Below are 16,335 nucleotides of genomic sequence, written 5' to 3'. Positions count from 1 at the left end.
GAGCAACAGACCAAGAAAACATGCGATTAGTTATTTTTTGTTATTGACTTGTACAATGGAGTAGAAAAAATAGGTATAACAACTACTTCTCTTCTGTTACTAACGATGAATAAATGGCAGTATAAGCTAGTAGAAACAACTGATTACTGTAATGGTTGTTTAACACATAAACAAAACAACCGAGGGTAATAAATTATGATGGATATAGTGTCAGCAATACGCGATAGATTTTCACATTTACGCCCCTCAGAGCAAAAAGTAGCAACTATTATTTTAGCGGATCTCAGTTATGCTGCAACGGTATCAACCCATGAGCTAGCTGCTAAAGCCAAAACTAGTCATGCGAGCATTTCTCGTCTAGCCAAGGCATTAGATTGTAAGGATGTGAGAGAACTAAAACTCCGTCTTGCTCAGTCAGCAGCAGTAGGGGAAAGGTTTACCAGTAACAAACATGTTGTGAAAAAAGATATTCCTGCAATATATCAAGGTATTAACGATATTTTAGCGCTTAATGCAGGGTTAATTACCGATGATGTTATTCACCAGGCTAGTCAAACAATTACCGATGCAGGACATACGCTGATTTTCGGTGTTGGCGGCGGCAGCTCGGTGATGGCGCAAGAGTGCCATAATAGATTGTTTAGACTCGCACTTAGCAGTAATGCTTATTCAGATCCTATGCTGATGAGAATGACAGCAGCAACTGTTGATAAAAGTGATGCGGTAATATGCTTATCATTAGGTGGTGTTAGCCCAGATGTTCAGGCTTCTGCTAACGTTGCAAAAGAGTATGGGGCGAATGTAATTGCTATTTGTCCAAAGGGTCCATTAGCTGACATCGCTGATATTCATTTACCTATTGAAACACATGAGGCAGATTATATTTTTAAGCCAAGTGCTTCACGCTATGTAATGCTAGCTGCAATTGATATATTAGCGAGTGAATTAGCGGTCAAAAATCAACGAAAATCACGAGAAAAACTAAGAAGGTTGAAAGTTCAATTAGATCAACACAGAGGCAGCTCTCAGTGGCTACCGTTAGGAGATTAACTTTACTATTCAATCCTATACTTCATTTTTTTTAAGATACAAAATTGATTTAAATGACTACATGATACAACTTTCTTATTGTGTTAGAGACTTTCTATCTCTCAGAGTTTTTTATCCATGAACGGTTAATCTACTGATTGCTCTAACAGTGCCGGTAGGAATGTTAAGTCTTCACTGTTTATAACTTTTTATCACCCTATTTTAATTACCTTTTCGATTAATCCTTCATTGATTATTTCTCTCATGCTTAACTCTTTTGTTATTTAGTAACATTTTATTTTTATTTTTTATGTTACATTTGTTCAAATTTGTGTTGAATTATCATTCTTTATATGTATATTAATAACATATTATTATGTATTTTCTTGTTACTTTTGAACATTCGTTGAAAGCTACTCAAGTAAATATAGGTAATAAAATCAAAAAAAGCTGTGGAAAATAACAGTAAATATAGTAGCTAGGGGGAAAGTAAATGCATTCAAACAAGTTTAAAAAATCATATTTAGCCTGCTGTTTGGCTATCTCAGCCAGTCAAGTAGGTCTGGTACATGCTGCAAGTTCGGAAGAAAGTTCTGGCGCAGAAGACAATGTCGAAGTTATTACGGTAAAGGGTGTTAGGGGCAGTATCGTACGTTCTCTGAATAATAAATATAATGACAGCAATGTATCCGATTCAATAAGTTCTGAAGATTTAGGTAAATTTCCAGACATGAATTTATCAGAGTCGTTACAGCGGATCCCGGGTGTTACGATTAATAGAAATCAGAATGGTGAAGGTTCACAAATCAATGTGCGAGGTTTAGGGCCGCAATTTACGCGTGTTGAAATAAATGGCATGACAGCACCAGGCGGCGGAAGTGCTGGCAGGTTAGGCACAAATGGCGGTGGCCGAGGCTTTAGTTTTGAATTACTGCCATCTGAATTATTTAGTAATGCTACCGTAACTAAGTCATCAGACGCTAGTCAAAGTGAAGGTGGCTTGGCAGGTTTAGTGACGTTAGAAACGCCTCAACCATTTCAGCATAGAGGTTTGAAATTTTCTTCCTCTCTACAAGGGAACTATAGCGATACTACCGACAGTATTGATCCGCGAGCTTTTGTTACCGTAAGTAATAATATTGATGATACCTTCGGCTTTTCAATTGGTTTATTCCATTCAAACAGTGAATTTAGATCTGATGGTGCAGAAAACGGTGTATGGCGTCCATTATCTGTGATTGATCCTGATGTAGATCCTAATTCTCCTATGGGGAGTGCCTTAGTGGCAAATGGCACGCGATTATATACTTTTTTAGAAGATCGTGAAAATACAGCAGGTACACTCGCACTTCAATACAGCCCTTCAGATGAATTAGCCTTTACCTTTAATAGTATTTATGCAGAACTAACCAATGAAAAAGCGGCTCACCGAAATGATATTCCCTTGGAACATTTAGGTGTTAAAGCGTTGCAAGATAGTTTAGTGATTGAAAATGGAGTTATCGTTGAAGGAAGTTTTGATAATGTTCAACATAGGGTTGGGCCAAGAATTACTGATATTGACGATACGTTTTTTCAAACCTCTTTAACGGCAACCTGGAAACCAAACGATTACTGGGAAATCACTCCTTATATCGGTGCTTCAAGCCGAGAAGCTAACCGAAAACAATCACTTTTATCATTCAAGCTTAATAATGAAATTGGCGGAAATGTGCCCGGTATTCTTTCATACAAAGTGCGTGGTGATTACGTAGACTTTAACAGCACATTAACTGACTTTTCTTCAAATCCTGAAGACTTCTCGTTAAACGTGTTAATTTTTCGACCAAGTGAAGATGATGCAAAAGAAGTGACATCGAAAATTGATTTTACGCGCTTTTTTGATCATGAATTTATGAATAAAGTCGACTTTGGTTTTCGTTATACAGTGCAAGATAAAGAAGTGGTTGAACAAGATTATCGCATAGGGCGTGAATCGGGGTGGAACCCTAACATGGGCCCAAGCCTTGCAGACTCAATGATTATGCTTGACTATGATGTTGACGGTGCTGACCCTAGCTTTACCCATAAAATGTTTTCAGTTGATCCAAATGGTTTCCAAGATGTTTGGTTTCAAGGGGGTAATGTTTCACCAACTGGAAGTTCACTTGTTCCTGGTACATCAGTTCAAAACAGAGCAAGCTCTGCGGCATTAAATTCTTATCAAGTTGAAGAAAAAACCTTAAATGCTTATGTTAAAGCAGACTTTGATTGGGAAGAGCTAACCGCTAATGTTGGCGTACGCTATGTAAAAACCACACAAAATATCGATGGTTATACAACAGCACTAGGTGGCATAGATGCGATAGCTTTTGAAAGTGACTATTCTGAAGTATTGCCTAGCGCTAGCTTACGATATGAACTTTCTGAAGGGGTATTATTAAGAGCGGCTTATTCCAAAACGCTAACGCGTCCTAACTTACCTGACTTAGCGCCGTCGGAACGCATATTTGCACCTGATGTAAACTCAGCGACAGGGCAACGCGGTAACCCAGAATTAAAACCTTTTACCTCAGATAACTTAGATTTGAGTATTGAGTGGTACTTTTCAGATGAGGCGCTATTGGCTGCTAATGTTTTTAGAAAAGACTTAGATGGTTTGATAGATACAACCACGTTCACTGCTAATAGAGACTTTGTCACACAACTTAGCCCTGAAGTATTCAACGGCGATGTATTTTTTACGCAGCCGTCTAATGGCGCGTCAGCTTCCATTAAAGGGTTTGAATTATCATACCAGCAACCTTTTAGCTTCGCGCCAGAAGGTATACTACAGAACTTTGGCTTCTTAGCTAATTATACTAAGACTTCAAGTGATGCTGATTTTGGTATTGAAAATGATGTAAGAAGTGCAGGGCTACCCGGTTTATCACCAACGAGCTTCAACGCGTCGCTATATTATGATGACGGTACACTAGATGCTAAGCTTTCTTATGCGTGGCGTGAGCGCTATTTAGCGCAAACTTCTGATGATTTTGGCGAACCTCGTTTTATGGATGATTATGGTCAATTAGATTTTTCAGCAAACTACAGTGTGAATGATAATTTGCAAGTGCAGTTTCAAGTGTTAAATCTGACTGATGAGAATATGGTAGCAAAAACGTTCGTTCATAAAACGGGATATTTACCTTATGGGGTAACAGATTTAAGTCGAAGAGTACTCTTAGGCGTTCGTTATTCATTTTAAATAGAAACATCATACGCGTAAAGAGAGCGCCAATTAGGCGCTCTTTTTTTAATTCTTCCCTTACTAAACCTTTCTGACTTTATCGTTTATACAAAATGCGCGATATTAATCGCGTTAAGTGTAATACCAATTCGCATAAATATTCGGTCATTCAGCGAGAATTAAACGCTTTAGAGGCACGGCGTTGATTGCAGAGAATGGTTATTCAGGAGAACGTGCTCCTGCGTTCTCTAATAATACCAATTCTATTAAATATTTAGCCAACTTAGTACTTCATTAGCGCGATAAACAACTATATCTGCACACGTTTCGCTTATTCTCCCACCGCTGACATCGCTCTGAACTGACTTAATCTTTATGCGAATTGGCATAAGTCCCACCATTGTTACCTTGTATATACTTGTGAAAATTAATATCTAAAATGTAATTTAATTACCAAAACAAACAAAGAAATCATATTTAAATTAATGTATATTAGCCTTAAGTGTAATTTAATTTCATAAAGTGCTTGCTTAATGGTTTTTTATTAGTATAATTACTCTAGTTTTATGAATCAGCACCCCTACAATCGTTTAACTGGAGTCGTTATGAAAAAGTTATTATTAAGTTTGTCTTTACTGTTAACAGCAACTGCCGCCAATGCAATAAGTGATAATGCAAAATTTGTTGCGATTGACAGTTCATTTGAAACAACATTATGTGTAACAGCTGCAACGAAAGGTTTTAAAGCGGCTTACCAAGAAGCAGAAAAAATAAGTAAAGAATATGCTAAATCGTTATATCTTAATACTTGTAACGGTGTGGCTATCAAGCAATTTTCATTACCAAAAAATTCAGATGCAAAAGCAAAACTTGTGAAAATTGTCGCTGGTGATCAAACTGCAGAAACTAAGTTATGTGTGGAAGCGGCAACAAAAGGCTATGACTTAGTTGCGGCGGAACAAAATACATCATTACGCGGTATTGTTTGTAATGGAAAAAGCATTCAACAGTTCGCAAAAGGAATATAAACGTTAATAATCCCCAACCTTTATATACGTTTTTAACCACGCTTTTTAGCGTGGTTTTTTTTTGTTTATTACAAGGTACTATTGCGCGGCTATATTTCGTATCACTTTATTCATGTTGATTTTATATTTTTCAGGGTTCACAGCAGAAACAATACAAAAAGATTCTGTCGTTAAATCCTTTTCTATCGGTTTGATCAGCTTATTCAATACTACACTATAAACAATGCTAATTTTAGGTTTAAGCGGTGATAATCGATTTGCTTCAAGCACTACCGCTAACTTATCATTGCTTAACCTTACTAAAGAACCTACTGGGTAAACCCCTAAATATTTAACAAATTGCTCAACTAGTGTTTGCTCAAATTTATCGGTATGTTTTAATAAATAACGCAACACACTTAATGGTAATTCGCCTTCTTTATGATGGCGCTTTCCGGTCATGGCATCATACACGTCGACTATTGCAGTGATACATGACAACTTAGACAGTTTATTTTTATCAATACCCCGTGGGTAACCACTTCCGTCAAGTCGTTCATGGTGGTTAACTAACATGTCAATAATGAGCGGGCTAGCAAAATTGTCTTTTTTAGCTAGCTCAACCCCCCAATAGACGTGTTTTTGAACGACAGAACGTTCATTGTTGTTCAGTTCACCTGGTTTTTCTAAAATGGGCAGTGGCACTTTCGCACTGCCAATATCATGTAATAATGCACCAAGGGTAATTTCTTTAACGGTTTTTTCTTTAAACCCTAAATGCAAGGAAAACCCGCAGATAAGTACTGCGCAGTTAATAGCATGTTCATAATGATAGTAAGATTTATTTCGTATGTGCGTTAATATTGTCATAGCATGCTCATTGCGCATGACAGACGCAGTAATTTCATCTGCTAATGCTTGAAGCGCTGTAGGATTGATCGGTTTATCTTTAGCGGTTGCTAGAAATAACTGTTTTACATGCGCTGTAGCATCGTCGTATAACTGACATGATATTGCTAATTCTTGCGTGACGGATGATTGCTCTTGAGCATTATATATTGCGCTATTATTAATAAGATCTTCATCTGGAAAGTCTACCGTTACTTTATCAACACCTTGTTTTTTAAGTAGTTCAATGGTACGTGCTGAATTAACTTTGCCTTTATTCTTTACTTTGTGAAGGCTGTTTTTGAGTATGATATCTTCGACATACATACCCACTTTTAATTCATTGATACTTATTGTTTTTAACATCTACGATTGCTCTAAATATTATTGTTATTATCGTAATAATTGCTTTAAAAGTGTTATTCATTGAAGAGTATTTCAACTTTATTTTTTACACTTCCTAAAGAACTTTACCCGTGTATATGGTGCTTGCGTAGTGTTTTGTCATCTTTTTGTCATTTTAGCGAAACAAAAACTACATATTTCTAAAACAATTCTGTCATTTTTCATCCGTAGGATAACGCTCAACTTAAATCAAGCTGATTAAGTGAAGTTTTTATGGCAGGACGCTACGAAGGCTTCACTTAATCAGTTTGAACAATTAACAATAATATTCTTCGGAGTACATGAAATGCAATTGAAATCATTATTTAAAGTCAGTGCGGTTGCTTGTGCATTAGCATTAGTAGGTTGTGGTGGCGATATCAAAATTAACCCAACAGTAAATGATAACAGCACAACAACAGATAACAGTGTTAACAATTCGAATAACACCGATAACGGTGGGCAGCAAGATGCTGTTGAATGTGCCAGTTATGAATCAGCTGTCGGTACTGTTGAAGGTACATTTGATGGTAAAGATTGTTTATATAACGATTCGTTCGCAAGTAAGAATATTTCTATAACTGCAAACATCACTTTTGATGAATTGCCAGATGGTGGTGTTCATGTATTTGAAGACGCGCTTTTAATTGGTGAAGATGGACGTACAGATGAAGGATTTGTTGTGCCAACTAATGGTCCAACGATGACCGTAAAGCCTGGTGCAACGCTAGCGTTTAGTTCAGGTGAAGCGATTATACGAATCGCACGTGGTGCAAAAATTCAGGCAGTAGGTACAGCAGAAAAACCAATCACGTTTACCTCTGCGTTCGCTTATGATCGTCATGACCTAGAGGGTAAAGGTGCCCAATACGCGGATTGGGGCGGCATCATCATTAACGGTAACGGTTTAACAAACCAATGTACTAATGCACAACGTGCTGCTGATACATGTAATGTAGGTTCGGAAGGTATTACAAGTTACTTTGGTGGTAATGATAACGCCGATGGTAGCGGTAACATCAAATGGGCAAAAATTTGGTATGCAGGTTCTGGTCCTCGCGTTGGTGGGGAGGGTGATGACTTAAACTCACTTACTTTAAATGCAGTTGGTTCAGGCTCTTCATTTGATTACATTCACATTCATCAAGGATTTGACGACGGCATCGAGTTTTTTGGTGGTGCAGCAAATATCAAGCACATTGTGGTAACTGATACACAAGATGATGCGATAGATATTGATGCAGGTTGGCAAGGTAACGCGCAATTCTTGTTCATTAAGCATGGAACGGTAACGACGCGTGACGGTGCGACGGCTTATATGGGGAACAACGGCTTTGAAACTGATGGTGAGAAAAACAGCGGAGCTGAGTATGATGAAGTACCTGCATCATTTCCAACAATTGCAAACGTAACCGTAATTACTACTGATGGTGAATCTGTACGTGATGAAGATCCTTCTCAAGCACATAAATTTGATGATGGAATAAAAACTAACTACTACAATGTTTTATCAATAAAAGCTGATGCAGCTAATAATACAAACTGTATCGAATTTTCAGGCGATGGCTTGAAAAATGCTGCAGAAATAACTTTCCAAAACTCTGTACTTGCTTGTGCAGCGGAATTTAAAGATGCAACACAAATGCCTGCTGGAATGTCAGTAGAAGCATGGTATGAAAATGGTGGAGTGAACGAGCGTGTAGGTGGCAATGCTGATGTGCTTGCTGATAATGGTTTTGCAACAAACACCAGTTCAGCAGATGTTACTATTTCTGCAAATGACTTATCAGGCTTAGATACAAGCTTCTTCGACACTGTAAATTACATTGGTGCAGTATCGGATCAAGATACAAGTTCAGCATGGTATAAGTGGGTTGAAGCGGCGGTTACTGCTGCAGAAAACGACTAATTATTGATACCAAATCAATTAGGCGCCAATGCACTTTTGGCGCCTTTTTATTGAAGACTGAATTAGGAACGAAAAATGACAAATCCATACAAACTCCAAAAACTAGCAGTGGCAGTGGGGCTAGGTTTGTTCAGTTATACTAATGCATCAATTGCTCAAGAAGATGAGCCTGTGATGGAAGAGGTTGTTGCTAAAGCTACGCGGTTACAAGGTAGCGCAGCGGCAGTCATCGCTGAACGAAAAAACCAAGCATTTGTTGCCGATATTTTGGGGGCAGAACAAATGTCTCGTACTGGTGATAGTGATGCCGCTTCAGCGCTAAGAAGGGTAACAGGTCTAACCTTGGTTGATGGCAAATTCATTTACGTACGTGGTTTAGGTGAACGTTACTCAAGCGCACGCTTAAATGGTGCCAACATTCCAAGTCCAGATTTAACACGAAATGTAGTTCCGTTGGATATTTTCCCTGCCAGTATTATTGAGAGTATGGCGGTACAAAAAGCCTTCTCTGCAGATATGTCTGCAGCGTTTGGTGGTGGTGCTATTGATATCCGTACCAAATCGGTACCTAGTAGTTTTACTGCAAGCTTTGAAGCCGGGCTTAGTTATGACTCGAGTGCTAATGATGGCTTTACTTACGATCGCCCAAGCGGTGATATGCCAAATCAATTAAAAGAAGCGATTGTTCAATATCGTGGCGATTTTTCTATTGATAATATTATTAAACGTTCAGATTTAACGGATAATGGAAGTCAGTCAATTTCTGAACAAGCAATAGCAATCAATAATGATTTGTTATCAACTTTACCTCGGGATTTAGCGATTAAAAAAGAATCGTTAGACTTAGGTTATGACTTTAAAGGGCATGTTGGCAACAGCTTTGATGAAAAGCTTTTTGGTGGTCGTATCGGGTTTTTAGCATCTATTGCTTATGACACAGAATGGGATTCAGCGACTAAGAAAACGGCCGTAATTGCTCAAGATGTTGAAAAGTCATGTGCAACAACATTAAAGACTGCTGATGAAGCCGCGAATTCTTGTTTTAACTCGGTTAAAAACTCGACGGTCACCACTGAAAATGAACGTATAACAGGTGTGTTAAATATTGGTTATACTTTAGGTGAACATTCAATTTCGTGGAATAATATTTATCTTGAAGATAATGAAGATGAATTAGAGCTTGCTCGTCAAGAGAGTCCGGCAGGTAGTACCGTTTTTACAGTGGCAACGGATGATCGTGCTAATCGCGTTCACGACTTTAACTACGAAGAAAGATCGCTAAATATCTCGCAAGTAATTGGTCAACATACATTTATGGATTACTGGGGGGTAGGTTTTGATTGGCAATACACGGAATCAAAAGCTAAAACTGATATTCCATTTAGCGCGGAATACAAATTTCGTGACAATTTCGATAACGGCAATTATGTCAGCTCAAATATTACTGGTGACGATAATCGCGTGATTTACTCGTATACTGACATGGAAGATAGAGTGAAGTCATACGGTGGAAATGTAACATTACCTATTTATGGTGATGGTTACGAACTTGAGTTGAAAGCGGGCTATGACTTTTCGGATCGTGGGCGTAATTACAGTACATCAAGCTTTGCGATACATAATAAGTCAGGGGCAGGAGTTGTTGTCAATGACAATGGTGAGTCACCATTAAATAATAGTGCTTATTTAACTGATAGTTTTATTAACGGTCAGCGTATTTTGGTTGACTTCAATGAGCCAACAGCACCAGATGCTGATGATTACATTGCCGCTCAAAAAGTTGATGCCGCCTATGGTTCATTTGACGTTATTTTTAAAACATTCCGTTTTAGTGGTGGTCTTAGATATGAAGATTTTAAACAGTCATCTATTGGTACATCAAGTCTAATATTTGGTAAAGAAGATCTTGATATTTTTTATGCCCCTGAAAAAATTGAAGCAGGTAGTATTAGCCAAGACGATACTTACCCTTCGTTAGCTTTTACCTATTTAGGCGGGGAAAGATATCAGGTACGAGCTAGCTATGGTGAAACAGTTGTAAGACCTGATCTTCGTGAAGTTGTACCAGTAGCCTATTATGATCCTTTAACTGATATTCGAACCTTTGGTCGTGTTGGCTTACAGTCTAGCCCGATTAAAAACTACGATTTACGTTATGAATATTACGCTGATAACGGTGACAATTTTACCGTTGCTGCATTTTATAAGGATATCGCAACACCGATAGAAACTGTATTACAAGTAGGTGATGAAGATTACTCCGCTACTTTTGTTAACGGCGAAACGGGTGAAGTTAAAGGGGTCGAATTTGAGTGGATGTATGATTTGTACAAACTCGCAAATGGCTTTTTTACGTCAGGTAATATCACGCTAAGTGATTCAGAAGTCAGTATTGATCCAGCACTTGCAGGTAACTTAACAAACCCAACTAAACGCATGAATGGGCATTCTGAATATGTGGTGAACTTACAGTTAAACTACGATTCAGCAAATGGCAATCATACAGGATCGTTAGTTTATAACGTGTTTGGTGAGCGCATTATTGCTTCTGGTGTTGGTGGACGTGAAGATGCACTTGAACAACCTTTTCACGCGTTAGATTTTGTCTATACCTATTACCCCGATTTTAACTCGAAAGTGAAACTGAAAGTACAAAACTTGCTTGACGAATCACAAGAAGTTACTCAGTCGGGTATAGCGGTAAGAGAAAAAGAAATAGGTACAAGTGTTAGTTTAAGTTACACCTACGAATTTTAATTCTTTGTCGTAACCTAACATCTGCTAAAAAGCTCTTTACTGAAAAGTAAGGGGCTTTTTTAATGGTTAAAGGTGTTAAATGAGTATGAAAAACATACCAAGGTAAACATTAGCAAATAAAGAGATGATAACGGTACGGTGAGGAATTGCGTGTAAACATAAACTTGGCATTGCTTTGAAGTATTGCCAAGTAGGAAGAAATAAAACACTGTATCTCTCAAAAGTAAGATAGCGTTTTTTTATTTTAATCATCAACAATTTTAAGCCAGTTAAGTAAGCGATAACAAAAGTCGATGCACCCACCACTTCTATTAGTGCCATTAGCTCCATACCTATTATTAGCTCAGGTCCTGCAAGCAGTAAGACAATAATAAATGCGAGTGATTTCCATATGCCTTCGCCTATCGCGACGCGAATAGTATGAATAATAGATAGCAATGTGTTAATCGTTATATCCTTGTTAAAGTGAATAAGGTAGGGCGGTTGCTTTTCCCTTTCTTGTTGATGCCACTTTCTTGGGATGTTCTATATCTTTCCAGGCGGTAACTTTACCGCCTTTGTTTAAATGTTCAAAATGGGTTGTGTCAGTTTTAATGGATAAAAATTTGCTCAATTCTTCTACCGCGTTGCTTTGCTGAATATTAATAGACAGTAACTTGCTTGGCTGCTGATTAAAATAATGTAAAACCTCTTGTTGATGTTTTACATAGGCTTGCGATAAAAAAGCATCATCATTAATGTTATCAAAGGTAAATGGTGAGAATGTTTGTTGATAACAGCGTTTGATTATTGGGTTAAAACCACCATCTGTGCGTGTTACATTCTCATACATCCGTTGTAATAACTGCTTTATTGACGGTAGCCAGTCAGTAAGCTCGCGCTCAAGTAAGACAAACTTACTATTAGGGTAGGCGAGATCAAGCGCTTTGTAGTCGGCAAACATGGGGGTATCGGCTAACACTGTAGCAAACTCAAAGGTTTTATCGGTATACGCGGTATGTGCAACATGAAAGCCAAAATCTAAACACTTTTTACAAATGCTAGTTGTGCCGGTACGGGGTAGCCCAATGATAAACACTTTATTAATTGCGGGAATGTTCAAAATTATTAAACCTATTTATATGCATAGCGTTATTAATGACAGACACCATATACGTTTATTAGTCTGAATGTGATTACTGAAAACATGAAGCGCCACAGCCCTTAATGTGTCTGAGGTTATAAACGCTGGATTGCTCCTTCTACTACTTATTTAGATAACGCTTTTTATATAGCGTAAATCCAGTAATGATGGCAATGAGTATCGTTGTCATAATCGCAGTGAATACCCATGGCCCGAAGTTAGCGATGGTAGGGATTGCCAATGCAGTAACAATTCCGCCACCTACAATTGGTTCGTATAAAGGCTGCTTGTAACTAAAAGGTCGGATATGCTTATCTGGCGAAGTTGTCGCTTGTTTTAACATTAATAACCCAACGGCAGTCGTCCCCATTGATTGACCTACCTCACCAATGCCTCGCACTTTCCAGTCTTTGTTAAAGAACCAGCTGCCAAAAATAAAATAAATAGCGGTACTATAAACCACACCAACAACGCCTAATAATACAATGCTCTGCCAATATTCAGCAAGTACAGATAAATTTAATGCACCTAACGCCGCGACTATTAGTAAGTCGAGTGATAGATTAGATAATAAATTAATTTGATAATTACTGATGAGGTTACCTGCACCGGTTTTATTTAAAATTACCTGAACTAATAACCCTGTAAGCATCGCAACTGGGAACAGCGGCATATATTTAAAAATTGAAATTGATGTTTCAGGAAAAAGCTGTTCTTCCGCAACTTTCAAACCAGATAAGGCTAACCAAGCAAGCATGATCACAGAGCCTAAAATGGCAAATTGCAACCCGAAAGGCCTATCTTTTACCTCAAGGTTGTTATCATCATCAGTCATTTCAAGTTCTTGGTTTGAACCGCCAACTTTATTCGACATAATTGTGCCTAAAGTAATTGCACTGATGAGTCCAATAGTAGCGATACCTAAGCCTAAATCTATACCTTTAGCGAAATCAAGCCCTTCAAAGGTTGATTGTAAGCCAGCTACCGTACCGTGCCCGCCTTGAAAGCCTATGGCAATTAAGGCCCCTGCAAACGCTTTAGTATCAAATAACGGCACTAAAATGAGTAAGGCTGCGATCATACCTACGATGTACTGGCCGATGGCGATAGTATAACCAAAGCTAAGGTTGGGTAAACTTTTATTAACAGACTGTTTTATTGTCGGAATTTTTTTACCTAAAAATAAACCAGCAAATACAACAACAATTAAATACCCAGGTAACTTTTTCCAGATATCAATCACGGTATCATCAATCCAAAGTGATTGTTCTTTGAGGGTAATGTTAATGAATTGACCAAGTAGCTGCGGACTTAACAGTAAAGCAAGAGCTCCTGCTATGAGTGAAGAAGGAATAATAAATCTTTTAAGCAATGTGTGTTTTATCGCGTTTCCCAGCATTAATAGAAATGCTAATAACAATAGTGATTTAAAAAACACTGCTAATTCCATAACCTTTTTATCCTTATTGATGTTAAAACAATACATTTAAGGTGATTAAGCAATAACTACTCCAACTCTTTTTGTTGTTTAACTTATTGATTTAAAGTGTTTATTTTTGTTGTTGTTACGGTGGGGAGCAATAATGATTAAGCCGTATGAACTTTTTACTAGGAAAACGTATAAATACTACAGAAAGTAAACATCATGTATTGAATCATTTCTTTTCGGTTGGCTAAGTGATTGATGTACTTTATTCCTTGTAAAAAAATTGTCATTTATTTGTCATTTAATAAAGTTGCAATATTCCTGAAACTTTACTGTCACAATTAGTTATTACACTTTGCTTCATTATTTACTCGGAAAAACAATTTGTTTTTCCAGCTGCTTTTATGCAGTTCACACATAATGAAGGTTTAACTATGAAAATGTTCAAGTTGGCTCCTACAAGTTTGTTATTCGGCGCCATTACCTTGTCCTTGTCAAGCGCAGCAGCTCAACAGACAGACGTAAAAGATGTTGTTGAAGCCGGTAAGAAAATAACCGCTTCTGCGAATAAATCACAAAAGCGTGTTGATCGTATTAGCGAACAAATTCAAACCAAACTTCAACAGTTCAAAGCATTAAATAAAGAAATAGATGGTTTGAATGTTTATAACCAACAGATGCAAACACAGGTTGAAAACCAACAAACAGAATTAGCCCAATTAGCGGTGTCGATGGAACAAGTCAGTGTTATCGAACGTCAAGTTTCACCATTGATGGCACGTATGATCGAATCTCTTGCACAGTTTGTGGCGCTTGATGTGCCATTTTTACCTGAAGAGCGCAACAACCGTATTGAAGCATTACAGCGAACATTAACTCGTGCTGACGTATCTGTTTCTGAAAAGTTTAGACAGGTGTTAGAAGCTTACCAAGTGGAAGTTGATTACGGAAGAACCATAGAAGCTTATACCGGTTTACAAAACGTTGCGGGTGAAGAGCGTGATGTAGATTTTTTGCGTATTGGTCGCGTGAGCTTAGTTTACCGTACCCGTGATGGACAGCACATGGGTATGTGGGATCAGCAAAGTGAAAGTTGGCAACCATTAGATGCTAGCTATCGTACCGATATCAACAAAGCCTTACGCATTGCACGCAAACAGTTAGCCCCAGATTTAATCGTGGCACCTGTTGTACAAACATCTGCTGAGTAAAGAGAAAAACGATGAAGAAAATGACCAAATTATTGACCACATTATTACTTGGCACGTTGGCTACAAGTGTATTTGCTCAACAACAAGCTGCATCACTTGACCAACTGTTAAAGCAGTTAGAGCAAGGACAGATTGCTCAAAGTAAAGAAAATAAACAGCGAGAAGCTGACTTTAACGCACGTAAAGCACAGCAAGATCAAATGTTAGCTGATGCGAAAAATACTCGTGATCAAGCTGTCAAGTTGAGTACAGAACTTGAAGAAACTTTTCAAAATAACGAAATTGAACTAGGCAATCGAATCGAAGCGCTAAATAAGCGAATGGGTGAGTTAAAAGAGCTTTTCGGTGTATTACAACAAGTTGCAGGTGATGCTCGCAGTAAGTTCACAACATCTGTGGTTTCTGCTCAAATTCCAGGCCGCGGGGAGTTTTTAGACGAATTCGCTCAAAGCATGGGCTCTACATCAAAGCTGGCGTCTATCGAAGAAATTGAACGTTTATGGTTTGAGCTTCAACGTGAAATGACGCAAAACGGTAAAGTGCACAAATTCACCCGAGAAGTTGTCGCGGCAGACGGCTCGAAGTCGCCTCAAGAGGTTATTCGAGTTGGTGGTTTTAGTTTAGTTTCAAAGGGTAAATACCTTGAATATATCGATGAAACAGGCTCTGTGGCTGAACTCATTCGTCAACCGAATAGTCGTTATTTATCGTCAGCACAAACATTAACGTCAAGTAATGGTGATGTAGTGCCATTTGCGTTAGACCCAACAGGCGGTTCAATTTTAAGTCTACTTGTTCAAGCGCCAGATACACAAGAGCGAGTTGATCAAGGTGGAGCGGTAGGTTATGTCATCTTAGCCATCGGTGCTGTTGGATTACTTATTGCCCTTGAACGTTTCATCACCTTATTTTTAATGGGTAGCAAAATTAATCGTCAATTAAAAACGGATGTGGCCTCAAACGATAACCCATTAGGGCGTGTCATGCTGGTTAAGGATGAGAACAAACATGCAGATACTGAGACGCTAGAATTGAAATTATCAGAACGTATTTTAGCCGAGGTGCCCAAAATAACGAGCCGACTAACGTTAATAAAAATCGTATCAGTAGTTGCACCGCTTATCGGTTTATTGGGTACGGTAACGGGTATGATCAATACCTTCCAAGCCATCACATTATTTGGTACAGGTGATCCTAAATTAATGGCTGGTGGTATCTCTCAAGCGCTTGTTACCACAGTATTAGGCTTGGTTGTTGCTATTCCAATGGTATTTATCTCAACGTTATTAAACACGCGTAGTCGCGGCATTATTAATATTTTGCAACAGCAAAGCGCAGGCATCATAGCTGAGCGTGCTGAAAGCGAAGAATTGGCGAAGAAAGGAGCTTAGCT

At 38.2% G+C, this 16,335-nt stretch carries 11 protein-coding genes; 7 read left to right on the top strand and 4 right to left on the bottom strand.

The window, feature by feature from the left end:
• Positions 1–195: 195 nt before the first annotated feature.
• The 3 genes from BI291_RS02020 to BI291_RS02010 all read left to right on the top strand — a co-directional run bounded on the left by BI291_RS02020 (position 196) and on the right by BI291_RS02010 (position 5,265).
• Entirely contained in the window at positions 196–1,050 is an 855-nt protein-coding gene (locus BI291_RS02020; RefSeq protein ID WP_254849503.1) for a MurR/RpiR family transcriptional regulator, read from the top strand.
• Between the two features lie 472 nt (positions 1,051–1,522).
• On the top strand, positions 1,523–4,255 hold the full coding sequence (locus BI291_RS02015; RefSeq protein WP_074495970.1) for a TonB-dependent receptor: 2,733 nt from the start codon (positions 1,523–1,525) through the stop codon (positions 4,253–4,255).
• Positions 4,256–4,842: 587 nt separating this feature from the next.
• The gene (locus tag BI291_RS02010) at positions 4,843–5,265 is read left to right on the top strand and encodes a hypothetical protein (protein WP_074495968.1); all 423 of its coding nucleotides are present in this window, start codon (positions 4,843–4,845) and stop codon (positions 5,263–5,265) included.
• 78 nt (positions 5,266–5,343) lie between these two features.
• Here the strand turns inward: BI291_RS02010 and BI291_RS02005 are convergent, their stop codons facing one another.
• A complete protein-coding gene (locus BI291_RS02005; protein ID WP_074495966.1) occupies positions 5,344–6,498 on the bottom strand; it encodes an HD domain-containing phosphohydrolase in 1,155 nt (384 codons plus the stop codon).
• A gap of 325 nt (positions 6,499–6,823) precedes the next feature.
• Between BI291_RS02005 and BI291_RS02000 the strand changes: the two genes are divergently transcribed.
• Together BI291_RS02000 and BI291_RS01995 are read left to right on the top strand one after the other, a co-directional pair.
• On the top strand, positions 6,824–8,425 hold the full coding sequence (locus BI291_RS02000; protein ID WP_074495964.1) for a hypothetical protein: 1,602 nt from the start codon (positions 6,824–6,826) through the stop codon (positions 8,423–8,425).
• Positions 8,426–8,500: 75 nt separating this feature from the next.
• Positions 8,501–11,182, top strand: a complete 2,682-nt coding sequence (locus BI291_RS01995; RefSeq protein WP_074495962.1) for an outer membrane beta-barrel protein — start codon at positions 8,501–8,503, stop codon at positions 11,180–11,182.
• 75 nt (positions 11,183–11,257) lie between these two features.
• On the opposite strand, the gene BI291_RS01990 is transcribed toward BI291_RS01995, so the two are convergent.
• The 3 genes from BI291_RS01990 to BI291_RS01980 all read right to left on the bottom strand — a co-directional run bounded on the left by BI291_RS01990 (position 11,258) and on the right by BI291_RS01980 (position 13,755).
• Positions 11,258–11,620, bottom strand: coding sequence for a hypothetical protein (locus BI291_RS01990; protein WP_074495960.1), 363 nt, complete (start codon positions 11,618–11,620; stop codon positions 11,258–11,260).
• 22 nt (positions 11,621–11,642) lie between these two features.
• On the bottom strand, positions 11,643–12,269 hold the full coding sequence (locus tag BI291_RS01985) for a sulfotransferase (RefSeq protein WP_074496089.1): 627 nt from the start codon (positions 12,267–12,269) through the stop codon (positions 11,643–11,645).
• A gap of 157 nt (positions 12,270–12,426) precedes the next feature.
• The gene (locus tag BI291_RS01980; RefSeq protein ID WP_074495958.1) at positions 12,427–13,755 is read right to left on the bottom strand and encodes a sodium:glutamate symporter; all 1,329 of its coding nucleotides are present in this window, start codon (positions 13,753–13,755) and stop codon (positions 12,427–12,429) included.
• A 410-nt stretch (positions 13,756–14,165) separates the two neighbouring features.
• Between BI291_RS01980 and BI291_RS01975 the strand changes: the two genes are divergently transcribed.
• On the top strand, positions 14,166–14,942 hold the full coding sequence (locus BI291_RS01975) for a DUF3450 domain-containing protein (protein WP_074495956.1): 777 nt from the start codon (positions 14,166–14,168) through the stop codon (positions 14,940–14,942).
• 11 nt (positions 14,943–14,953) lie between these two features.
• Positions 14,954–16,333 carry a MotA/TolQ/ExbB proton channel family protein gene (locus BI291_RS01970; protein ID WP_074495954.1) on the top strand — a complete coding sequence of 460 codons (1,380 nt, stop codon included), beginning with the start codon at positions 14,954–14,956 and terminating at the stop codon, positions 16,331–16,333.
• Positions 16,334–16,335 lie beyond the last annotated feature (2 nt).

The organism is Thalassotalea sp. PP2-459 (assembly GCF_001913705.1).
GTDB lineage: Bacteria > Pseudomonadota > Gammaproteobacteria > Enterobacterales > Alteromonadaceae > Thalassotalea_C > Thalassotalea_C hakodatensis.
Note: the sequence above shows the minus strand (reverse complement) of the source record. Positions and strands in the feature narration are given on the sequence as shown.